We start from the raw sequence: 23,334 nt of genomic DNA, 5'->3' as shown, positions 1-23,334 counted from the left end.
TTTTTCGGGCCGTCCTCGTGTAATGATGGTTATTTCATTGCATCTTCGATGGCTTTTGTGTTTTCATCGTAACGATCTTGCGGCATTTTGATATAACCGACTTCTTCTGATAAGTCTCCAGCATTTTCATTTGTGAATTTAACGAAGTCCGCGACTTGTTTTTTGTCTTTCAACGACTTGTTGTTGACGTACGTATAAATTTCACGTGACAGCGGGTAAGAAAGATCTTGGATCGTTTCCGGTGTTGGATCGACTGCGTTTTTTCCTTCAGCCGAAAGCGGTACTTCTTTTAACTTATCTTTGTTTTCCGCGTAATAAGCGTATCCGAAGTAACCAATCGCACCTTTTGTTCCTTCGACTCCTTTGACAAGGACGTTGTCATCTTCTGAAAGCTGAACATCTTTACGCATATCTTTTTTCTCAAGAACTTTTTCTGAGAAGAAATCAAATGTTCCGGAATCTTTACCCGGGCTGAAGAATTTGATTGGTTCTGCTGGATAGGAAGAATCGACATCTTTCCATGTCTTCACATTCGGATCCAACCAGATTTTCTCTAACTGGTCGAGTGTCATTTCTTTGACCCATGTGTTCTCTTTACTGATTGCGACTGTTAATCCGTCGTAAGCAAGAGCTAATTTTGTGTATTCAATGCTATTTTTTTCAGCTTCTGCTGCTTCTTCTTCTTTAATTTCACGCGAGGCGTTTGAAAGGTCTGTTTCACCAACGACAAAACGTTTGAATCCGCCGCCAGTACCGGATACTCCGACCGTGACATCAACGTCTGGTTGTTCGATCGAATATTCTTCACCAACAGCTTCCATGATTGGGAAGACTGTTGAAGATCCATCAATAGCGATCTTTCCTGAAAGATCTGAAGAACTTGAAGAGCCGCCTTTGTCATTACCGCATGCCGCACCGACTACTGCGATTGAAGCTACCGTTGTGATAAGTGCTGTTTTTTTCATCCAAGACATGATTAATTTTCCTCCTCGAAGTATGTCGCTGGTCACGCTACGACTTTATATCCGTTTTCCTTACAAGACTTATACTACCGATGAACTATTAAACCAAAATGAATCCAACGTAAAAGAATTGTAAAGTCGTGTATTTCCGCGTTTACAAACTCAACTCCATTAGAAAAACAGGTCAATCCATACAAAAAAAAGCGAAGATGAGTTTCCTCACCTTCGCTTCACTAGTTAATTTGGCTTAGTCTGCCATGGAACGTCTTTCACATTAAAGTACGCTTTCACTAAATCATGACCAATTTTCGAGTTGACGGTTTCCTGCTCCATATATGGAAGGAACACGGCCCATGCCATCTCCGGATTGTCGTACGGTGCCCAGCCGACCAAGTTCGAGTTTAATGAACGAACCGGTTGTCCGCTGCCGTCCCGAAGCGCAATGCCGTCTTCGCCGTATACACTGACCTGAGCCGTTCCCGTTTTCGCTGCCGCATCAATGCCGGTTTGGGCGATGATTTTGGCTGTCCCGCGTTCCCCTTTGACAACGCGGTGGAATCCTTCGCGGACATGATCAATGTTCGCTTGACTGACTTCAATCCGGTTTAAATAGTTCGTTTTAAAGCTGTAATCGACTTTTTTCGTTTCGTCTTCAATCGAGTTCGAAGCCAAGACTTCTTTTAAGAAGTGCGGTTGCACCCGGTATCCGCCGTTTGCGAGTGTCGAAACATACTGCGCCACTTGAAGCGGTGTAAAAGCATCATACTGACCAATCACTCGGTCCATCAAGAGTGTGACACGGTCCGGCGTCCCTTGTACCCCTTTGGCTTCGTATGGCAAATCGATGCCTGTCGTCACACCGAGACCAAACTGACTGTAATAATTCTGCATGATCGCTGCCGCCGCATCGACGCTTGCACCGGCGACACCGTTACTCGGATATTTTGCCATCCGCATCGCAATGTTAAACATGTAGACGTTTGACGAACGCTCTAGTGCCGTTAAGTCCGTAATCGGTCCCATATTCACATACGATCCTTTTTTCGTACCACCAATCGTGATCGGTGCATCATTGATGACTTCGTTTTGACGGATAACGCCTTCTTCAAGTCCCATCGCGACCGTTGCCCCTTTAATCGTCGAACCGATTTGCAGGGAAGTCAACACGTTATTGATCGCAACATCACTGAATTTATTGGTTGCCGTATCGAGCTTTTGACCGGACATGGCCAAAATCTCACCGGTTTTCGGATTCATGACAACGGCATATCCTTCTTTCAGATAACCGCTTCCCATGCCGCGGCCCATCTTGATCGCCTGCTGCAGGATTTGATCAACTTGTTTGTTGTATTCTGCATCAACCGTTAAGACGAGGTCTTTTCCGGACTCGCCTTCTTCCCGGTTCGGCTCACCGACCGGTTCACCGTTAAACGTTTCATAGACATCGTATGCCGGTTTCCCGCGGAGCAGGTCTTCATACTGCTGTTCAAGGAATGACGTTCCGACCCGGTCATTTAAACTGTATCCTTTTGCTTTAAACTCCGCCTGCTGTTCAGCGGGAATTTTTGAGTACTTCCCGAAGATGTTCCGCAGCGTTCCTTCATACGGATAAGAACGTTCATAAAACGGCTCTACCGATACACCCTTTAAATCTTCAAGGTTCTCATCGATAATCGCCATTTCCTTGGCGCTCGCTCCTAATTTAACGAGCTGCGGGTCAAGCGCATAACCGACTTCCATGTTGTGTTTGATAGCGATGATTTCCATCGTCTTATCATCAAAGTCGATATCTTTTTTCGTAATCGTATCGAGACGGATTTGATCCTGTTCCGAAATCGACAGCTTGTTCTGCTTTTCCGCATCTGGATAACGTTTTTCTACCGCCTGCTTATAGCGTCGATCTGATTCTTCACCGTTGACGGCTACCCAGTAATCTTTCATGTCGCGTTCCGTTACTTTCCAATCGTCTTTCGGAAGATTGATAATCGCCGCAAGACGAGAGGCGATTTCAATCCGTTCGTCGACTTTCGTATTTTGGGAACGACGGTAGACAATTGAATATTTCGAAATCGTATCGACCAACAACCTTCCGTCCCGGTCATAAATCTTTCCGCGGGGAACTTCATATTTCGATGCAATCATTTCTGTCTTTTGAACTTCCCGTGAAATCTTTTCACCATTCACAATCTGGACGACACCTAAGCGAAAGATTAAAATCGCAAACAATAAAAATACTACAAAAAACATTAAGTTAAGGCGAAGCGGCAGATGATTCCGCCGTTTTCCCTTCACCGTGATTCGTTTCGCCATGGCGTACTCCCCTATCGTTCAAAAAGTCATCTTGTTTCATTATATAGAAGGAAACTTTCCATAACAACCTATCCCATCATTTTCCGCATTAAAAAAAACATCGATTCCCAGAACAGGAACCGATGTTTAATCTCACGATTATTTTGCGTCAGCGTAAAGTTTTGCCACGTGATCCCAGTCAACGACATTAAAGAATGCGTTGATGTAATCCGGACGACGGTTTTGATAGTTGAGGTAATACGCATGTTCCCAAACATCAAGTCCAAGAATCGGCGTTTTCCCTTCCATGACTGGTGTGTCTTGGTTTGGTGTTGAAACGACTGCTAATTTGCCGCCGTCAACGATGAGCCATGCCCAACCAGAACCGAAACGTGTTGTTGCTGCTTTTGTAAACTCATCTTTAAATGCATCAAATGAACCGAATGCTTCATCGATTGCTGTAGCGAGTTCTCCAGTTGGAGCTGCTCCGTCGTTCTTTTTCAAGAGTTTCCAGAAGAACGAGTGGTTCCAGTGACCGCCACCATTGTTACGGACAGCTGTTTGAATGTTTGCAGGAAGTGAATCCAGGTTTTGAAGTAATTCTTCAAGTGATTTCCCTTCGTGCTCTGACCCTTCAAGTGCTGCATTCACGTTCGTGACATACGTATTGTGGTGTTTAGAGTGGTGAATCTCCATCGTACGAGCATCGATATGTGGCTCTAGCGCATCATAAGCGTAGCCGAGTTCTGGTAATTCAAATTTTGACATTTTCATGTCCCCCTTTATCCTATTTTCGGAATTTCAGTACTCTTTAAGACTAGCAAAAATAGTTGGTCAGGCGCAAGCAATGACCCTCAGAAATTACTGTTCGTCGCGCGGGGCGAATACCGAGACACCGCCACCTGGAACCGGGAAGACACCGAAACCTTCTTCATCGATCACAACAGGCTCTTCTTGGTGATTTGTATAATCGAACCACTCTTCTCCGGCACGCGTTTCGCCGACGAACATCCGTTTTTCACACATATCCGCATTTGAGAGCAAGACGGCACATCCCGAGTTCGGGAATTCTTCGACACCGCGACGGACCCAGCCGACGCAATGTGCATCATCCATATAATCTTCCTGTTCTCCGTATGCTTTATGGTAACGTGTATACAGCAATGCATCGATCATCTCTTTTTTACCTTCGACCGGATGCGGTCCTTGGACACCGTAGTAGTCTCCATAAAAGACACACGGATAACCGTCTTTACGTAATAAAACAGAGGCGTAGGCATGTTGTTTGAACCAATCGTCAATCCACGACTCAAGCGATTCGCCCGGTTGGGAATCATGATTATCAACAAATGTCACGGCATTCGTCGGGTGGGATTCGACGAGTGTATCCGCAAACAATGTCGTCAAATCAAAATCCTGCCCTTGTTGCGACGCTTCATGGAATTTATAGTGAAGCGGCACATCAAATAAATCGATGGTATAATCGACACTGTCTAAAAATTGACGGCAATCATCTAAATCTGATTTCCAGAACTCACCGACCATATAAAAACCGTCCGGATCGTCTCCGATCATCGACTTCGCGAACTCGTTGACGAATTCGTAGTTGATGTGTTTGATGGCGTCCAATCGGAAACCTTGGCAATTGATTGTCTCTTTAAACCAGTTTCCCCAGTTGATCATCTCTTCCCGCACTTCCGGATGATTGTAATCAATGTTGGCGAACATCAAATAGTCATAGTTCCCGAATTCGTTGTCGACTTGATCGTTCCAATCTTTATTTTTACCGGAAATCTTAAAGACACCCGTTTTTTCTTCCCGTGCATCAAAATCTGTTCCATTAAAGAATTCATGTGTCCAGATGAAATCCGAGTATTTACCGTTTCGTCCCGGGAACGTAAACTTCGTCCAGGCCTCGATTTCAAACTCTTCTGAAATTTCTTTCGAACGGTCTTCCGGATGTACTTCCACGACGTTAATCGTTTCGAGCTCATCGGCTGCCGCTTTATGGTTCATGACGACATCGGCGTAAACGGCGATATCATTTTCATGTGCGACTTGAATGGCTTCGATCAACTCGTCTTTTGTTCCGTACTTCGTGCGGACTGTTCCTTTTTGGTCGAACTCTCCTAAATCATAGACATCGTAAATGCCATACCCTGTATCTTCATCTGATTGTCCCTTTGACGCTGGTGGAATCCAAACAGATGTGATGCCTGCAGCACGCAGTTCCGGCGCTCTCTCTTTCAAGCGTTGCCAATGCTTCCCATCATTCTCTACATGCCACTCAAAAAACTGCATCATCGTATGGTTACGTTCCATCTCTCTTCGCTCTCCCTTAAATTGCCATAGTATGAATATTATTGTATTAACATTATTACAATATCTTTAATATTCCCCAAGCAACCAAAAATAAACGCACACCCTAAAAAAAGAGTGTACGTTTATACAATGGACCCTGCAGGACTCGAACCTGCGACCGGACGGTTATGAGCCGTCAGCTCTAACCAGCTGAGCTAAGGGTCCTTAAGTAATAGTAGCGGCGGAGGGAGTCGAACCCACGACCTCACGGGTATGAACCGTACGCTCTAGCCAGCTGAGCTACACCGCCATGATGGTTAAAAACAACTAATATTAGATTACTAAAATCGATCTGAAATGTCAATAAATTATCTTAAAAAAACAAAGAGGAATTTCTTTTCAGAAATTCCTCTTCTCTCATATTTTCTTTCATGCCGTTCCGGAACGTTGTTCAAGCACCAAATCCGTAATGTTAACGGCATGATCCCCGATCCGTTCCAGGTTCGACAGCAAGTCAACAAAAATCATACCGGCTTGACCTGTACATTCGCCTGCATTCACCCGTAAGACATGATGCTTGCGGAAGGAACGTTCCAGTGAATCGAGTTTCCCTTCCAGTTCAAGCACTCGGCGTGCCAATGAAACATCATCCAGTTCGACTGCTTTAATGGCGGTCTCAACGATTTTTTGCGTCAGGATGTACATTTCATCCAATTCTTTTTTCGCTTTTTCAGTAAACGTAATCCGGTTAACGATCTGGAAATCGACCAACTCGATGACGTTTTCGACATGATCCCCGATCCGTTCAAAATCGTTGACGGCATGCATGAGCAGTGAATGATCATTCGATTCCCGCTCGGACAAGTCATGCGCGGCGACTTTAACAAGGTAGCTTGTCACTTCCGTATTCAGATGGTTGATCGCATACTCAATCTGACCGGCATCCGAAACATCCTTTTTATCGTGTGATTGCGTATAACGATGTGCTTTTTCAAGTGCGTCTTTCGAGAATTCTCCCATCCGCAACACTTCCAGTTTCGCCTGGCTTAACGCAAGTGACGACGACTGGTTCAGGATATTTTGATCGAGGTGGCGCGGTTTTGAATCGACGGTCGTATCCGTTCCAGGGACGACTTTTTGGACGAGCCATGCGATTTGCGCGATGAACCAGCATTGAATCAGCGTATTGACGACGTTAAACGTTCCGTGGGCAAAGGCAATCTGCATTTTCGGTTCCAAATCAAGTGCACCTGTGATCCACGTTATGAAACTTGAGAACAGCGGTAAAGCCAGCAAGAAGATGACTGTCCCGACGATGTTAAAGATGACGTGTGCGGCGGCTGTCCGTTTTGCCGCAATCGAAGCCCCGAGTGCCGCAAGGACTGCTGTGATTGTCGTCCCGATATTATCACCGAACAAGACCGGCAATGCCGCTTTGATATCGATCATTCCGCCGTCATACAATTCTTGTAATATCCCGATCGTCGCAGAGGATGATTGGACCAACATAGTAAAGACCGTTCCGACAAAAACACCGAGCAAAGGGCTATCCGACATCGATACCGTCAAATCACGGAACCATTCGCTTGATTCAAGCGGTGCCATTCCGTCTCCCATGAGCGTCAATCCATAAAAGAGCGCCCCGAAACCAAAGAAGATTTGACCGATGTATTGAATCCGTTCTTTATTGAAGAAGAAAATCAAGAACGCTCCGAGCGCAATCGCCGGGAGTGCCGCTTCCTTCACGTTAAAGCCGATGATAAAGGCAGTGATGGTCGTTCCGATGTTCGCCCCCATGACGACACCGATGGCTTGACGCAGGTTCATTAATCCGGCGCTGACCAGACCGACGACGATGACAGTTGTTCCGGATGATGACTGGATCAAGACCGTAACGACGATACCCGCTAAAATCCCGAGAAACGGGTTGGAGGTATATTTATCTAAAATGTACCGTAACCGGTCTCCCGCTGTTTTTTGAAGACCATCTCCCATATACTTAATACCGAATAGGAAAATACCGAGTCCACCGATAAAGGTGAAAATCATTTCCTGTAAATCATAGTTCATCTTGTCATCTCCTCATATAAAAAGTGGAATTGATTTGTTGTTAAGAATTCATTGTTTCAACCTCCCCTATTATGTAAAGGTCTGATGAACTTGTAAATAGTTTTTCACACATTCGATTGTTAAGGTTTTATTAATCTGTACCAAAACAGATAAACCCTTTAAAAAAAGGATTTATAACTAATTTATTTGTTGTTATAAAACAGAAGAAAGAGTGATTGAATTGCATTTTTTAAGTCAACTACTTAATTACTTACAAACTACCTTAGTTCCAAATCGCGGTTTTTTAAAGACTCGTCTCGCTGATGTCTCCCTTTATTTTTGTGGATTAGCATGGATTTCCTTGTGGTCAACAATCATTGACAGCATCTTTCTCCAGCAGTCGATTCCGTTCATCATTTGGTTTATCCTGCACTTCATTTTTATCGCAATCGCGATTTTGTTGTACCTGTTATCCGTTTCCTATCTGAATCGCTGGTTCATTCAGTGGATTTTGCCAAGACCATGGGCGTTTCGCCAAGTATTTCCTTATACGGTCGCCGCAAACATCTGGACCTTTCCAATCGGTGTTTTCCTGTATCAGTTCGGCTATCCGACTTTAGGAGTTGTCTTCATCATTGCCGGGCACTTGATTTATTCGTTAACCCCGCTCCTGCTTGCCCGACTAAAGAAAAAATCATCCCGTCCGTCTTCTTGAAACTAGATGGATGAATCTGTTGAAGGAAAAAAACGTCCATCCGGCGACGGATTGACTTTCCACTATTCGTGTTAAACAATTGTAAATGTTCAATTTTCGTTCTTGTTTCTCGATTTTTAGGGAATAGTTCGATATGATAGTACAAGTAGTCACAAACAATCTGGCGTTATGCCACAAAAGGAGATTTTCGATATGCCGAAAATGGTCCATCGCTCTAAGACTCGTCCCGTTCGTGTTGGGGACCTTGTCATTGGTGGAAATAATGAAGTCATCATCCAAAGTATGACGACAACAAAAACACACGACGTCGAAGCGACTGTCGCTGAAATTTTACGCCTTGAAGAAGCAGGATGCCAAATCGTCCGCGTTGCTTGTCCAGAAGAACGTGATGCGCTAGCACTTGCAGAAATCAAGAGCCGGATCAACATCCCGCTTGTCGTAGATATTCATTTCAACTATAAACTTGCGCTCATGGCAATTGAGGCGGGTGTTGATAAAATCCGAATCAACCCGGGTAACATCGGACGCCGCGAGAAAGTCGAAGCGGTCGTTACCGCAGCAAAGGCGAAAAACATTCCAATTCGAATTGGTGTTAACGCCGGTTCACTTGAAAAACACATTCTTGAGAAATATGGTTATCCGACAGCTCGTGGGATGGTCGAAAGTGCTTTGCACCACATTAAGATTCTTGAGGATCTCGATTTCCACGATATCATCGTTTCCTTGAAAGCATCTGACGTTCAATTAGCGCTTGAAGCATATCAACTCGCTTCCGAGTCGTTTGATTATCCGTTGCACGTCGGAATCACGGAATCTGGTCCTTTACGGACAGGTTCTTTAAAATCAGCTGCCGGTCTCGGAGCGATTCTATCACGCGGTATCGGGAATACAGTCCGTGTCTCTCTTTCTGCCGATCCGGTCGAAGAAGTCAAAGTTGCAAAAGAAGTCTTGAAATCATTTGGTCTTGCTGCCAACGCAGCAACATTGATTTCGTGCCCGACATGCGGACGGATTGAAATCGATTTAATGGCGATTGCAGCAGAAATCGAAGATTATATCGATAAAATTCAAGTTAACATTAAAGTTGCAGTTCTCGGTTGTGCCGTTAACGGTCCCGGGGAAGCCCGTGAAGCCGATATCGGAATTGCCGGTGCCCGTAACGAAGGATTGTTATTCCGTCACGGGGAAATCATTCGTAAAGTTCCGGAAGCAACGATGGTCGAAGAATTGAAAAAAGAAATCGATGCGATCGTTCTTGAAAAAGAAGCGGAAAAAGAAGCCGCAAAAGCAAGCCAAGCTTAAGTCAAAAGAGCCCTCTTCCCGGAGCGGCTCTTTTTTTCGTCTCCGCATTTCGATTATGTTATACTAGTGGCAGAAAATTTATAGAATGTTGGTGATGTAAGTGAAAATCGGAATTGATATTGATGGAACAATCACTCATCCTTCTTCGTGCTTTAACTATATGAACAAATATCTCGGAACATCGATTGATTTTGAGATGGCCTCTGAATACGAACTTCATACCTATACGGATATGCAGCAAATCGAGTTTTGGGAATTCATGGTCAAATCGGGTCATGAACTCGGCATCTACCGTGAATCCATCCCGCAAGAACTTGTCAAACAGCACCTGTGGGATTTAAGAAAACAATATGATCTCCATTACGTGACGGCCCGGTCAGAAATCGTTCGTCCCGTAACGGAAGAATGGATTAAACAGCATGAGTTACCGCTCGATTCGCTGATCATGACCGGCTCACACGACAAAGTCCAAGTCGTCCGTGATTTGTCACTTGATCTCTTCATGGAGGACCGTCTCGAAAATGCGATTCAAATTGCAGAAGACACATCGATTCCCGTCATTTTGTTTGATGCGCCTTATAATCGTCGTCCCGTCCCTGAAAATATCGTCCGTGTCTCTTCCTGGAATGAGGCCGTTCAACAAATTCATAAATTTGCCCCAATTCGCTGAAACAATAAAAGCGGAAACGACATTATTCTGTCGTTTCCGCTTTTTTAGTTTCCAGTAAACAGATGATTTCTTCGAGCAGAACCGGTTTTGCAAAAAAATAACCTTGGAATAAATGAATTCCGATGTCTTTTGCAATTTGTACCTCTTCTCCCGTCTCAACCCCTTCGACGATACATTCCACATGCATCGATTGACTCAACTGAAAAATCGACTCTAAAATCGACTGTCTTTTTTCAGACTCTTCGACTTGTTCAATGAATTGTTTTGGTACTTTAAGCTGACGAAGCGGCAATAACCGTTCCAGAACATGATACGAAGCATGTCCTGTCCCGAAATCATCCAATGAGACCGGGAAATCCAATGTCTTAATTCGGCGTAATGCCCGGAGAATCGGTTGGCTTTCAAAATCCAAAGACTGGCTTTCAGTAATTTCAATTTTAATCTGCTTCGGCTTCAAACTGTATTTCAGCAACATCCGCTCAATAAACGGCATAAACGACTCATCCGTCAATTGCCGCGGAGATACGTTGACCGACAGACTAAACTCTTCCGGAACGAGACCAATCAGCCGTTTTCTTGTTTTACATCCTTCTTCGAAAACCCACTCGCCCAACCGGATGATCAAGTCACTCTTTTCTGCGATTGGAATGAAAACCGTCGGACGTTCTGCTCCCGGAATGGTCGTATTCCAGCGAATCAAGGCCTCTAATCCAATGAAACGGTCCTGATTGGAATCATACTGCAATTGGTAGACCAGGTAAAAATCATGATTTACATCCGCTCGCGACAATGCTTTGGCGGCTTCAACGCGAAGCGATTGTTCTTTGCGCCATTCTTGATTCAGGCACATCACTTTTGCCGAATCCCGGATACTTTCCGGAAAGGCAGAGGTGATCTGGTGAATCCGTTTTGTCATACTGAGTTGATCGACTTCCCCGTCATCGATGACAATATAGAGATTAACATAAATTTGATGGTTTTCGACCTGGTACGGAGCAGACATACGTTGACTGAGACGTGTCATTTCCTCCTCACACGATACGCCGGGCGGTTTCTCCATGACGACCATCAGCGTTCCGCCTTCAACTCGCACGATCGTCAAATAAGGAGGTAATAATGTTTTCAGACGTTCGATACAATCAATTAAGACCTGTTGCTGAATTTCCTCTCCAAAATATCGTGCGAGTTCATGGTAGTTTTCCAGATGAACACCGACCAGTAACAGATTCTTCTGATCCACATGCAGAAATCGTTCTTCCAGTCCGCGGACATTAAGCAGTTGCGTCTGTAAATCGTGGCGGGCCGACTCATGCAATTGATCTGCCAGTTGTTGCAGGCGACTGAGATTACGAAGATGCAGATGATTGATGATCAAAGCGATACAGATGGCAATCCCGATCATCCCCAGCCTGGCGTAATGATCTGTCGGATCAATCTCCACAAGAATCGTATCTGAGCGCACCATGATGAATACGTTCGTCGCGACGATGAGGACAATGGCATACCAAATCATGATCCGGTCATAGGCAATCAAGGCGATCATTAAAAATAAAAAACAACTGGCCCAGACGGTGACTGAGGCATAAGGTAACATACTGATTGAAGCGAACGGAATACTCAGTAACATGACGGACAGAAAGTGTGATTTATGATGAGCTGTCAACCGACTGCGGCTGATCAAAAAGGTTATGATTCCAATAGAAAGCAAAACAGCCACAGTCGTCAACTGATTTAAATAGGCATTTCGAATGGTATGATCCGTCGTCCCTAAAAAAATCAGGGCGCCGACGCTCATTAAGAACAACGCAAAATTTCCGATCCAACGCTGTTGATTACGGACAATCTCATCTACTGTTTTAACAGGCATCTGTCTCCTCCTTTCTTAAGATTAGACTGTTTAGCCATTCGGCATCACTTCATCATACTCCTGCTCTTCCTCTGCCAGCAATTATTCTTTTAACAAAAGAGATCTACTTCTTTACAATTGAAGAAATAGACCTCTTTGCTCAGTTCTTTACTCGTCCAAGTTGATCAATCACATCTGTCGCCACGATACTGCTTGGATGAAGCTGTTGTTCGACCTGCTTGGATGCTTGGGCGTACCAGGATGCACCAAGTGCAATCAACTGTTCAACCGGGATGTGTTTAAAGTATTCTTTTTGACCAAGCAGACTTGTGAGGATACCAAACAGCGTATCGCCACTGCCTCCTTTCGCCAACCCGCTGGATGCTCCGTTGATCACGTAACCACCGCCCTCTGGTGTTGCAATGAGAATCACATGGGCTTTCAAGACGACGATCACTTGATGCAAGACCGCATATTCGCTTGCCTGTCCGAATAAGTCATCCTGGATTTCCCGGACAGTCCGTTTCGTCATCCGTGCAAATTCTCCGATATGTGGCGTGACGACAATCTCCGCCTTCCGTTCCGGATAGCTGTCGCGAATCAATGCCCCGGCATCAAGAACTACCGGAATGTCTTGTGCAAATAAGAGCTCGATCCAATCGGAAATCGAATCTGAAGTCAATCCGGGGCCGATTCCCGCGACATTCACCTGATCGAGCATCTCTTGAATGGCTGTCGTTGTCTGATTGAGAACCATCGCTTCCGGTGCGTTCATGATGAGTCCGACTTGTGCTGTCGGAACCGTTGCAACTTGTAATTTCCCGACTCCAGATCGTAATGCTGCGCGGGCAGCCAGTTGAATCGAACCGGGCATCGTCTCGCTTCCGCCAATCAACAGTGCCGTTCCGTATGTCCCTTTATGACCGTACGGATCACGGGTCAATAACGGCGCAATCGATTCGGACATCAGTTGCCATCCCCCAAAAGCCGGCAATCCCAAATCGATCTTCTCCAGCTTCCCAAAGAACGGAGCCGTCTTCAACAAGAAGGCGGATCGCTTAAAGGCATGAAGTGAAAAAGTCACATCAGCCCGGATCGCTTGTCCGGAAAACCCGTTCGTTTGATCGGACGGAATGCCGCTCGGTATATCGATCGCGTATAATTTTGCTCCTTGTTGTTTTTGTTCACGGACCCAGTCAAATACATCATGGATCGATTTCGTCAGTCGGGATCCGTCAAATCCGGTTCCAAAGATACCATCGACGATTACGTCGTATTGTCCGCAGACTGCCTCCGTTGCGAGTCCGAAGTTTTCTGCATAGTGCTGATGCAGATGAGCCGTCGCGGTTTTCACCTCGCCGAACGGCGCATGCATCGTCACGTCGTACCCGTCCCGGACGAGTTCACGGCCAATCACGTAACCGTCTCCCCCATTATTTCCTGTCCCGCACATCACCAGAATCCGCTCTTCCCTCGTATGCCTGTTCTTGATTCGCTTTGCGATTTCACTACCCGCTCGTTCCATTAATACTTCTAGCGGTAAACCGGATGTCTTTGCCCATTCATCAATTTGGCGAGCTTCTTGTGCATCATAAATCATTTTCATCACCTCTGTTCGTCCTATTCCCGTTTTGTTTCATTTCAAGCCGGGACGAATCAAGAGATTTTCAGCAAAAAGAGAGGGCCGGATGCGATCCGCCCCTCTCCTTTATCAGTTGTCGCTTTCGTTACACTCTTCAAACGCATCCCGCTTATTTCTGACAAGCGGCACAGCGTCCGTAAATTTCAAACTTATGATCCTCGACCTCAAAACCAGAGTCCTTAATCGGCGAAACCCATTCCATCGGACAGACATCTAGTGTCTCCGTCTTGCCGCATGTCCGGCAGATCAGGTGATGGTGATGATGACCCGACTGACAGGCGGCTCGAAATTTCATTTCCCCGTCGAGTTCCGTCGTCTCCAAAATATCGATTGCCGCAAAATCATTTAAATTCCGGTAAATCGTATCGTAGCTGAGTGAAGGATGCGATACACGCAACTCCTCCGCCACTTCCCGCGCACTGACATAACGGTTGGCTTCAAACAGGTAGGCCAATAAATCGAGACGTTTGGGCGTCATTTTGAAACCGGATGCCTTCATCCGTTCACGCGCTTGTTCGATGTTTTTTTTCATGCAATTTCCCTCCGATCCAAAACCGTTCAATCACCATAATGAGAATAAGTTCTGCGACCGCCAGCATGACAATCATACCGCCCGGCGCTAAATCAAATTGATACGCCAGAATCAAGCCGGCAACTGTTGCCACTTCTCCAAACACGATGGCATAAAAAATCGTCGCTTTAAAACTTTTGGCAAGTCGAAGTGCTGCCGCAACCGGTAAGGTGATCAAACTGGATACCAGCAAAATCCCGACGACCCGCATACTAATCGCAATTACCAAAGCAACAACGATCATAAACAGAATATGCACCAACCGAAGACGAATTCCGGAAACGCGTGCCTGTTCCTCGTCAAATGATAAGAATAATAACTCTTTATAAAAGGCAATTACAAATAAAATGACGACACCTGTGACAATCAAAATCGTATAGACATCCGTCAAGGTGACAGCGGAGACCGTTCCGAATAAAAAGGACACAAGGTCCATCGAAAAGCCGTTTGCCAGGCTGATAAAAATCGCACCGAGTCCCATCCCCGTCGCCATGATGATCGGAATGGCAAGCTCTTGAAAATGTTTATACTTCGCGCGAAGCCAATCAATCGTCAACGCCGCGATGACCGATGTCACGATCCCGAGGTAAAGCGGATTCAAATCAGCAAGACTCGCCACCATCCCGGATATTAGCAGGCTGAGGGCAATTCCGGCCAGGGTGACGTGTGATAACGCATCCGCAATTAAACTCATCCGCCGGACGACGACAAATGAACCGATCAACGGAGCCGTAAAACCGATCAGGACAGCCGCGACAAGTGCATATTGCAGAAACTTCAATGTCATGAATGCTTCAATCACTGGACGACCTCCCCTTCGTGTATCAGTACACGCCCCGGAACCGGATACAAGGACCGAATCGTCTGTTCATCCAGTTCCCAGTATTCTTTAATACCACAATTACAACCGAGCCGTCCGTCGACGAGATGAATCACATCCGTCACCAGCTTGCTGACAAAGTGGATATCATGTGTCACAAGAACAAACGTCCGTTTGTTATCACGCCGCAGTTCTTCCAGGATTTCATAAAACTCTTTGACGTACCGCTGATCGACTCCGACCGTCGGTTCATCCAGTATCATTAGATCTGGATCATTAACGAGCGCACGGGCGATAAAGACCCGCTGTTGCTGACCGCCGGATAAGTCACCGACTTTCGAATCACGCCGATCCCACATACCGACGGTTTCAAGCGCCGTCCTTACTTTTTGGCGATCCTGTTTTGTCACGCGCCGAAATAATCCTTTTTTCGCATACAGCCCCATCTCGACGACTTCAGCGACCGTGACCGGAAACCCTGAATTAAACGATGCCGCTTTTTGTGAAACATAACTGATGCGCCACCAGTCACTGAATGCCGCTTGATCTTGCCCAAACAACCGGATCGTTCCCTTCGGTTTTAATAAGCCGAGCATACACTTGATCAACGTCGATTTCCCGGAGCCATTTTCACCGACGATGGCGAGGAATTGCCCTTGTTGCACATTAAACGTCACTTCGTTTAAAACGCGCCGGTCCGGATAATCATATGTCAGTTGTTTGATTTCAATAATTGGTTCTGTAATTGGTTCGGTCATGTCTATTCTCTCCTTCCGTCTCGTGTTAAAACGGAATAATTACGTCTTATCAACTGTCTTATTATAGCGCCAGCCCCCCCTGCGTTGCAACCTATGTAACTTTTTTGTGAATAGACGGTTTTCCGGAGATGCACAAGGTACAATAAAAGGATACAAGCTGTCGTTTTCAGAATCCCCGATTCGGGAAAAGATGGATTGAGTACTCAAAGGGGGCGGTTTTGTTTTGAAAAATGAGTTAGCAGTCATCGATATCGGTTCCAACTCGATCCGGTATGTCATTTTCCATCCAATCGATTCCGGTCGATATATTGAAAAAATCAACGTCAAGGTCGTCGCTCGACTCTCCGCTCATATTGATGCGGAAGGTGCTCTCGATTCTGTCGGAATCCGCTTGCTCTGTGAAACACTGCAGCGTTTTCACGAAATCGGTATTACGCATCATGTCGAAGAAACGATTTGTGTGGCGACAGCCGCGATCCGGAATGCAAGTAACCGGCAGGACATCGTTCATGCTGTCGAACAGGAGACGCCCTTTACGATGCGGGTGCTGTCCGATGAGCAGGAAGCTTATTACGGCTATTTCGCCATCATCAACTCTACTTTCCTAACCGACGGGTATTCTGTCGACATCGGTGGCGGCTCCATGGAAGTCACGTTAATTGAGAACCGGGAAATGATTGCCTATCACAGTTTTCCTTTTGGTGCGGTCACACTGACGCGGCAATTCCTTTCCGGAGAGACCATGACATCTGGTGAACAAAAGAAGCTGATTAAATTCTTGCGGGAACAATTCGATGAAATTCCATGGTTGAAAAACAAAAAACTTCCTTTAATCGGTGTCGGCGGATCGGCTCGAAACTTTGTCCGCATTCATCAATCTACACTCGACTATCCTCTGCATGGTATCCACCAATACCAAGTCCGATCGAAAGAGTTGGGGAAATTGATTGATGAGCTCGAAGACAAAGCCCCTAAACAGTTAATGAAAGTCGAAGGATTATCTAAGGACCGGGTTGACATCTTCTTACCTGCATTAATCGCAATTCATGAACTGGCACTACATATCGAGGCAGAACAGTTCGTGATGAGTAATTACGGGTTACGGGAAGGCCTTGTCTACGAATATGATTTACACGAACAGGAACAGCGGCGGATCGAGAATGTACGCGAAGAAAGTCTGTACCAGCTGGAAAGTGATTACAAAGTCAACCGTGACCGGATGAACTATCTCGGAACGATCGCTAAATCAATTTACCGGCAACTGGTCACACTCGATATCATTCCGAACCGGGCGGCTGACTTACGATTACTCGATTCCGCCAGCCGCTTACTTTACTGCGGACAGTACATCAATCCGGATACCCGTTCCAACCAAACATTTTACCTTTTGACCAATACCGATTTAAAAGGAATGACGCATAAAGACCGGTTAGCTCTGGCACTCGTCAGTTCCTATTCTTCTTCGAAACGGATGCAGCAACTCTTAAAACCGTTTAAGGACTGGTTTACGGATAAATCAATCGAACGGTTTGACTTACTCGGATCAATTCTCAAACTGACAGAAGCACTTGATGTGACAGAACGCCGCGCCGTCGACAGTCTTGAAATCGCACTTGAAAAAGACAAAAAAGATCTTCGGATCATTCTCGATACCGGTGATCATGATTATGGTTTCGAAGTCGAAAAAGCAGAAAAACAAAAAAAACATCTGGAGCGTATCATTGATCGGTCCATTCAGTTTGACAATAAAGGAGGCGGCCTTACGTGAAGATAGACTCCCCTGAGTTTTTTAACAACCGGGAAATCAGCTGGTTACAATTTAATGAACGTGTCTTAGGCGAAGTGACCGATACACGAAATCCCTTGATGGAACGATTTAAGTTTTTAGGTATCTTCAGTTCCAATTTGGATGAATTTTATATGGTTCGTGTCGGTGGATTAAAGGATGAGGTACTGGCAGGATTCAATAAACCGGAAAATAAACAACAGCTGACACCGAAACAACAGTTACGTGCCATCGCGACGAAAACAAAAGAGCTTGTCGATCAACAATACGAAGCCTTTAAAGATGTCACTCAAGCATTAAAGGCCGAAGGTATCTCTTTTCTGAAGCATGACGAGTTAAATGAAATGCAGTCAGAATATGTCAAAACCTTTTTCAGAGAACAGGTTTTTCCGGTTCTGACGCCGGTCGCCGTCGATGCGTATCGACCATTCCCGATGCTGTCTTCCAAATCATTGAATATCGCAACGGCTCTCGAAGCGGAAGACGGTTCCAAACGGAATCTGGCGCTTGTTCAGGTTCCGGCCGTCCTCCCGCGTTTCGTCGATTTACCCGTCGATGATGAAGAAACAACCGCTGTGATCTTACTCGAAGATGTCATCATTTCCTTTATCGATTCTTTGTTCAAAGGATATCACGTCCTGTCTGCGATGCCGTTTCGAATTACACGGAACGCGGATTTACCATTCCATGAAGAAGGAACGCATGATTTATTGAAGTTGATTGAAAAAGAATTGAAGAAACGGCGCTGGGGAGTCGGAATCCGGCTTGAGATCCAGAAGAATGCCATCAATACGAACTTGCTCAATATGTTACGTGATGTCCTCGACCTACAGGACCGGGACATCTATGCTGTCGATGGTCCGATCGATTTGACATTCGCTTTCGCTTTTTACAGCCAGATCGGTGTCGAGTATGACCATTTGATTTATCAGACAATCATGCCTGTCGAACCGCCGGCACTGGAGAAGTCCAAAAAACTATTTGATCAAATTCTGCAACAGGATTATTTGTTGCACCACCCTTACCATACGTTTGATCCAATCGTCCGCCTGATTGTTCAAGCTGCCAATGATCCCAATGTCTTGGCAATCAAACAAACGCTGTACCGCGTATCAGGAGATTCTCCGATTATTAAAGCATTGAAGACTGCTGCAGAAAACGGGAAACAGGTCACTGTCCTCGTCGAATTGAAAGCACGGTTTGACGAAGCCAAAAATATCGAGTGGGCGAAACAGTTGGAAAAAGCAGGTGCTCACGTCATTTACGGTTACAGCGATTTAAAGACCCATTCCAAAATCACATTAATCGTCCGATTACAGGAAGGCCGGATTCAGCGGTTCGTCCATCTCGGAACAGGTAATTACAATGACTCTACGGCTAAACTGTACACTGATATCGGTCTTTTGACGGCAAAGGAACAAATTGCAGAAGATGCGACAAATTTCTTTAACTGGTTATCCGGTTATGGGGAGCAACCTGAATGGAATGCCCTTCATACGTCACCGAACTCGATGCTCGAGAAATTTTTATCCTTGATTGATGAAGAAATCAAATATCATAAAAAACACGGTAACGGTCGAATCGTTGCTAAAATGAACAGTTTGACGGAAAAAGACATTATCGTGAAACTGTATCAAGCATCTCGGGCCGGGGTCAGAATTGAATTGATTGTACGTGGCGTCTGCTGCCTTCGTCCTCAAATCAAAGGCGTCTCGGAAAATATCCGGGTCACGTCCGTTGTCGATCGTTATTTGGAACATTCCCGTATCTTTTACTTCCATCATAACGGCGATGATTTGATTTATTGTTCCAGTGCCGACTGGATGACACGCAATATGCGGAAACGGATTGAAATCCTTTTCCCAATCGCGGATGAAGAACAGAAAAACTATATCAAGGATTGTTTGGCATTAACGATGGCGGACAACGTCAAAGCACGGGAACAAGACGACTCCGGTAACTATCATTACGTAACAAAAGGTAAACAGGAATGTGAATCACAAATTCTCATTCAGCTTTATACGAATGGGAAGCTAAAAGCAAAACCGTCCTTTGAACATCCGCTTGAGCAAAAATGGACACCGGTCGAACGTGCGGAAGAAAAGATCACCTTTGACCCGACTACTAGTAAAAAATAATCGTTGTTTAACGTCAGACATCTTCATATAATAATCTTGTAAGCGTTTTTTCATATGAAGAAAGGACTGGACCTCATGCTTCAACAAATTTTATTATCATTGCTAGCTGGTATCATCTGTGGTGTTGTCTTTACCGCTCTTAAATTACCAATCCCCGCTCCACCTGTTTTTCCGGCGATCGTCGGGATTTTTGGTGTCTTTCTCGGAATGAAGGTATTTTTATTCCTTGCGGATCGTTGGCCGTTTTAATGAATGGATTTATCTGATATCTATAAAAAGAGCGTTTTCCTTCTCGGCAAGAGAAGAAAAACGCTTTTTTTATTTCTTTAATGCTTCGGCAATGACTTTGTCCCAATTGACATCATCGCATGCGGTTTGACACGTCGGTTCCACTTCACACGTCGCACATTTGCCTTTTTTCGCTTTTTTCGTGAAACGGATTAATGAGAAACCGGCATATCCAAAGACAAGCAGACCAATTAAAATATCAATTCCATGCATCCTGCTTTCCTCCCTTTATGAAAACCCGAGTGCGTGCCCCGTTTGATAAATCAAAAATGAAATACCGTAAGCAACAAATAAGCCATACAGACTGGCAATCCACGTCCATTTTGCGCTGCCGACTTCCCGACGGATGACGGCTACCGTCGCAAGACACGGTACATAAAGCAAAACGAATGCCATAAAACTATAGGCACTGAGCGGTGTGAACTGACCGGCCAACTGCCGGCCGAGTTCCGATTCGTTGACGGCATAAATAATCGCCATCGTCGAAACCACTACTTCTTTTGCCAGGAACCCTGTAATCAAAGCAGCTCCTGCCTGCCATGTTCCGAATCCAAGCGGAATCAGTAACATAGCAATCAGACCACCGATCATCGCAAGAAAGCTGTCATTCATATTAACGTTAAAACCACCCGGACCGGTATAAGCGAGCAACCAGATGACGACTGATCCTCCAAAATGAATGTTCCTGCTTTACGGACAAATCCTTTTCCTTTTTGCCACGTGCTGCGCCATAGTGTCAATCCTTGCGGCACACGGTACGGCGGTTGTTCCACTAAAAACAAGCTGGTCGCTTCTTCAGCTGCCAGAACCTTCGAAAATACTTTTGCTGCAAGCAAGGCTAAAACGATTCCCAGAATATAAAGTGACAAAACAATCATCGCTTGATTACTTGCAAAAAAACTTCCGGCGAACACGGCATAAATCGGCAAACGAGCCGAACATGACATGAACGGTGAAATGAATATCGTCACGAGTCGTTCACGTTCTTCTTCTACAGACCGTGCTGCCATGATACCGGGAACATTACACCCGAATCCAATGATCATCGGGATAAAACTTTTCCCGTTCAATCCGACCATCTGCATGAAACGGTCCATGACGATGGCGACACGCGCCATGTAGCCCGAGTCTTCCAAAAACGAGATAAAGAAAAACAGAACAAAGATTTGCGGAACGAAGACCAGGACACCCCCGACACCTGCGATGACACCATCAATCAACAAGTCCTGAATGAATCCGGATGCACCAAGTTGTGTCAGAACAAAGACGACTCCCGTCGAAATCGGTCCTTCGATAAACGCTCCCAATAAATCGGAGAGCGGGGCCCCCATCCAGTTAAATGTCACATGAAACAGCACGTATAGGACAGCAAAGAAAATCGGCAATCCGAGAATCGGATGGGTGACGACGGCGTCAATCCGGTCCGTCCATGTCTTACGGTCTGATTTCTCTTCGACGACCGAACCGGCACGAATCGCAACGGCCCAGTTTCGCCGACACTCTGTAATATGAGCATGGATGAATCGCCCAAGCTGACGTTCCAGTTCTTTTCGCACTTCGATGATTCGAGGGGATTTCTTCTCCAAATATTCTACGAAGACACGATTTCCCGCTAAATACTGAACAGCCATCCAGCGTTCCTGTTCTTGTAAATCGGCGATTTCGATGATCGCCGTAATCGCCTGTTCCGTTTTCTGTCCGTAATCAATTCGTAACGGCGTATATTTTTTTGCCGCTTCAGGAATCGATGACAGCAAAACTTCACAGCCGTCTCCCGTCCGCGCGACAATCGGAAACACATCGACACCGAGTTCCTTCGCTAGTGCTTCAGCATCAATCGTCGTACCGCGAGTACGGGCGACATCCATCATATTCAGCCCGATTTGAATCGGCTTTCCAATTTCCAAAAGTTGAGCCGTCAATTGCAAATTCCGTTCCAACTGTGACGCATCAATGATGTTGATCATGCCGTCAAACGACTCTTCCATCAAGAAACGTGCCACGACGGCTTCATCTGCAGATAACGGATCTAAGTCATAGACACCGGGCATATCAATCAATTGTCCACGGTTTCCATGTAATTTCCCGACTTTTTTATCGACCGTCACACCGGACCAGTTTCCGACATGGGCATATGACCCGGTCAAACGGTTAAACAAGGAGGTTTTACCGGTATTCGGATTTCCGAGTAATGCGATTTTTTGTGTCATGGTAAGAACACCCCGATGTTTTTCGCATCACTTTTGCGAATCGCAATCATTTGGTGATGGTCCCGTTGTTCTATTGTCAAAGGACCCTGAAAGCTGGCTCGTCTTCTGACGACGATGGGACATCCTTCATAAAATCCGAGAGCAAGCAGTCGTCTCCGGAGTCGGTCTTCTATTTTATTTAAATCTGTCATCACTACAGGTTTACCAATCGGAATCATTGCTAAATCAGTCATGCCTTTTCCCCCAGTTACTCCATTTTCAGTTACTCCATTTTCACTGATAATAATTATCAGTCTTGATTATATCATGGAGACGCTCTCTAAAAAACAGTAAGCACCTCAAGAAAACCCACTGAGGCACTTACTGTTCAGGTAAGGCATGATCTGACGTTGCGGCAACGTCTTCCCTTTTTTCAATTCCTTGATGCGCGAGCCGATGACACGTCGGGCAAAGTGTCTTGAAGTGTCCGTGATACTCATGCCATTCGAGAATCGATCGTTGTGTGTTTCCACACATCTCACAACACGCCTTTAGCGGCTCAAGATGATTTCGCTCGCGAAAACGTTCCATCCGGCGATTTTTTGCTTGATCAATCGTTGTCACATCTGATTCAAAATGACCGGCTTGCCAGGCTTCCACCAACCGTTGTCTGACTTTAAGGTCCGTTTGTCCGGGATTTACCTGTAATCCCGCTAAAGGCGATCCTAACAGTGGATGTCGTAAATCCACGCTGATTAAATCCAGGCAGGCATACGTGCGTTCTTGTTCATCCGCTTCTGTTAACCAATGAGGATCTGCCGGTCGTGTTGTGTATTCACTGAACAAAACTTCGGCATACGCAACGATTCCATTTTTCGTCGCCAAAAAGACTTCTTCCCCTTCTGCTAGCTCCGCCGGTAAATAAAACGGTTCTTTCGTTTCGTAATATAAGACGACCGCTTGACGTAAGGCAAATTCAGATTCTTCAATGACTAATAGATGGCACAC

19 protein-coding genes, 2 tRNA genes and 1 pseudogene are annotated in these 23,334 nt (G+C 45.5%); 6 read left to right on the top strand and 16 right to left on the bottom strand.

All coding sequences use genetic code 11. From position 1 onward, the window contains the following. Nucleotides 1-29: 29 nt before the first annotated feature. The 7 genes from ABIC15_RS05390 to ABIC15_RS05360 all read right to left on the bottom strand — a co-directional run bounded on the left by ABIC15_RS05390 (nt 30) and on the right by ABIC15_RS05360 (nt 7,622). On the bottom strand, nt 30-974 hold the full coding sequence (locus tag ABIC15_RS05390; RefSeq protein WP_012369764.1) for a PstS family phosphate ABC transporter substrate-binding protein: 945 nt from the start codon (nt 972-974) through the stop codon (nt 30-32). Nucleotides 975-1,199: 225 nt separating this feature from the next. Next, nucleotides 1,200-3,272, bottom strand: a complete 2,073-nt coding sequence (locus tag ABIC15_RS05385) for a peptidoglycan D,D-transpeptidase FtsI family protein (protein ID WP_012369763.1) — start codon at nt 3,270-3,272, stop codon at nt 1,200-1,202. 138 nt (nt 3,273-3,410) lie between these two features. Continuing rightward, nucleotides 3,411-4,019 carry a superoxide dismutase gene (locus tag ABIC15_RS05380; protein ID WP_012369762.1) on the bottom strand — a complete coding sequence of 203 codons (609 nt, stop codon included), beginning with the start codon at nt 4,017-4,019 and terminating at the stop codon, nt 3,411-3,413. A 93-nt stretch (nt 4,020-4,112) separates the two neighbouring features. Then, nucleotides 4,113-5,573 (bottom strand): alpha-amylase, encoded by a 1,461-nt coding sequence (locus tag ABIC15_RS05375; RefSeq protein WP_012369761.1) that lies wholly within the window; start codon nt 5,571-5,573, stop codon nt 4,113-4,115. A gap of 130 nt (nt 5,574-5,703) precedes the next feature. Next, nucleotides 5,704-5,777, bottom strand: a tRNA-Ile gene (locus tag ABIC15_RS05370). A gap of 11 nt (nt 5,778-5,788) precedes the next feature. After that, nucleotides 5,789-5,862, bottom strand: a tRNA-Met gene (locus ABIC15_RS05365). A 119-nt stretch (nt 5,863-5,981) separates the two neighbouring features. Continuing rightward, a complete protein-coding gene (locus ABIC15_RS05360) occupies nt 5,982-7,622 on the bottom strand; it encodes a Na/Pi cotransporter family protein (RefSeq protein ID WP_012369760.1) in 1,641 nt (546 codons plus the stop codon). 340 nt (nt 7,623-7,962) lie between these two features. Between ABIC15_RS05360 and ABIC15_RS05355 the strand changes: the two genes are divergently transcribed. From ABIC15_RS05355 to ABIC15_RS05345, 3 genes are all read left to right on the top strand, one after another. After that, on the top strand, nt 7,963-8,316 hold the full coding sequence (locus ABIC15_RS05355; protein WP_234944576.1) for a hypothetical protein: 354 nt from the start codon (nt 7,963-7,965) through the stop codon (nt 8,314-8,316). A 192-nt stretch (nt 8,317-8,508) separates the two neighbouring features. Beyond that, a complete protein-coding gene (ispG, locus tag ABIC15_RS05350; RefSeq protein ID WP_012369758.1) occupies nt 8,509-9,618 on the top strand; it encodes a flavodoxin-dependent (E)-4-hydroxy-3-methylbut-2-enyl-diphosphate synthase in 1,110 nt (369 codons plus the stop codon). A 100-nt stretch (nt 9,619-9,718) separates the two neighbouring features. After that, nucleotides 9,719-10,288, top strand: a complete 570-nt coding sequence (locus ABIC15_RS05345; protein ID WP_081432737.1) for a 5' nucleotidase, NT5C type — start codon at nt 9,719-9,721, stop codon at nt 10,286-10,288. Between the two features lie 22 nt (nt 10,289-10,310). On the opposite strand, the gene ABIC15_RS05340 is transcribed toward ABIC15_RS05345, so the two are convergent. The 5 genes from ABIC15_RS05340 to ABIC15_RS05320 all read right to left on the bottom strand — a co-directional run bounded on the left by ABIC15_RS05340 (nt 10,311) and on the right by ABIC15_RS05320 (nt 15,925). Further along, a complete protein-coding gene (locus tag ABIC15_RS05340; RefSeq protein ID WP_354019935.1) occupies nt 10,311-12,155 on the bottom strand; it encodes an EAL domain-containing protein in 1,845 nt (614 codons plus the stop codon). A 139-nt stretch (nt 12,156-12,294) separates the two neighbouring features. After that, nucleotides 12,295-13,740, bottom strand: coding sequence for an NAD(P)H-hydrate dehydratase (locus tag ABIC15_RS05335; RefSeq protein WP_148206597.1), 1,446 nt, complete (start codon nt 13,738-13,740; stop codon nt 12,295-12,297). 145 nt (nt 13,741-13,885) lie between these two features. Further along, nucleotides 13,886-14,308, bottom strand: coding sequence for a Fur family transcriptional regulator (locus ABIC15_RS05330; protein WP_012369754.1), 423 nt, complete (start codon nt 14,306-14,308; stop codon nt 13,886-13,888). Next, the gene (locus tag ABIC15_RS05325; protein WP_012369753.1) at nt 14,280-15,149 is read right to left on the bottom strand and encodes a metal ABC transporter permease; all 870 of its coding nucleotides are present in this window, start codon (nt 15,147-15,149) and stop codon (nt 14,280-14,282) included. The genes ABIC15_RS05330 and ABIC15_RS05325 overlap by 29 nt, the downstream gene beginning before the upstream one ends. Next, entirely contained in the window at nt 15,146-15,925 is a 780-nt protein-coding gene (locus tag ABIC15_RS05320) for a metal ABC transporter ATP-binding protein (protein WP_012369752.1), read from the bottom strand. The genes ABIC15_RS05325 and ABIC15_RS05320 overlap by 4 nt, the downstream gene beginning before the upstream one ends. Before the next feature lie 223 nt (nt 15,926-16,148). Between ABIC15_RS05320 and ABIC15_RS05315 the strand changes: the two genes are divergently transcribed. The 3 genes from ABIC15_RS05315 to ABIC15_RS05305 all read left to right on the top strand — a co-directional run bounded on the left by ABIC15_RS05315 (nt 16,149) and on the right by ABIC15_RS05305 (nt 20,098). Beyond that, nucleotides 16,149-17,693 carry a Ppx/GppA phosphatase family protein gene (locus ABIC15_RS05315; protein ID WP_131503174.1) on the top strand — a complete coding sequence of 515 codons (1,545 nt, stop codon included), beginning with the start codon at nt 16,149-16,151 and terminating at the stop codon, nt 17,691-17,693. Then, nucleotides 17,690-19,849, top strand: a complete 2,160-nt coding sequence (locus ABIC15_RS05310; RefSeq protein ID WP_012369750.1) for an RNA degradosome polyphosphate kinase — start codon at nt 17,690-17,692, stop codon at nt 19,847-19,849. Before ABIC15_RS05315 ends, ABIC15_RS05310 begins: the two co-directional genes overlap by 4 nt. Nucleotides 19,850-19,924: 75 nt before the next feature. Continuing rightward, on the top strand, nt 19,925-20,098 hold the full coding sequence (locus ABIC15_RS05305; protein ID WP_012369749.1) for a XapX domain-containing protein: 174 nt from the start codon (nt 19,925-19,927) through the stop codon (nt 20,096-20,098). A 69-nt stretch (nt 20,099-20,167) separates the two neighbouring features. Here the strand turns inward: ABIC15_RS05305 and ABIC15_RS05300 are convergent, their stop codons facing one another. The 4 genes and pseudogenes from ABIC15_RS05300 to ABIC15_RS05285 all read right to left on the bottom strand — a co-directional run bounded on the left by ABIC15_RS05300 (nt 20,168) and on the right by ABIC15_RS05285 (nt 23,334). After that, nucleotides 20,168-20,350 carry a FeoB-associated Cys-rich membrane protein gene (locus ABIC15_RS05300; protein ID WP_012369748.1) on the bottom strand — a complete coding sequence of 61 codons (183 nt, stop codon included), beginning with the start codon at nt 20,348-20,350 and terminating at the stop codon, nt 20,168-20,170. Between the two features lie 15 nt (nt 20,351-20,365). After that, nucleotides 20,366-22,347 (bottom strand): annotated as a pseudogene (gene feoB, locus ABIC15_RS05295) (ferrous iron transport protein B). Further along, a complete protein-coding gene (locus tag ABIC15_RS05290; protein ID WP_012369746.1) occupies nt 22,344-22,580 on the bottom strand; it encodes a FeoA family protein in 237 nt (78 codons plus the stop codon). The pseudogene feoB and the gene ABIC15_RS05290 overlap by 4 nt, the downstream one beginning before the upstream one ends. 127 nt (nt 22,581-22,707) lie before the next feature. Further along, complete coding sequence (locus ABIC15_RS05285; protein WP_012369745.1) at nt 22,708-23,334, bottom strand: hypothetical protein; 627 nt, start codon at nt 23,332-23,334, stop codon at nt 22,708-22,710.

The organism is Exiguobacterium sp. PvP048, from assembly GCF_040549175.1.
GTDB classification, from domain to species: domain Bacteria; phylum Bacillota; class Bacilli; order Exiguobacteriales; family Exiguobacteriaceae; genus Exiguobacterium_A; species Exiguobacterium_A artemiae.
Note: the sequence above shows the minus strand (reverse complement) of the source record. Positions and strands in the feature narration are given on the sequence as shown.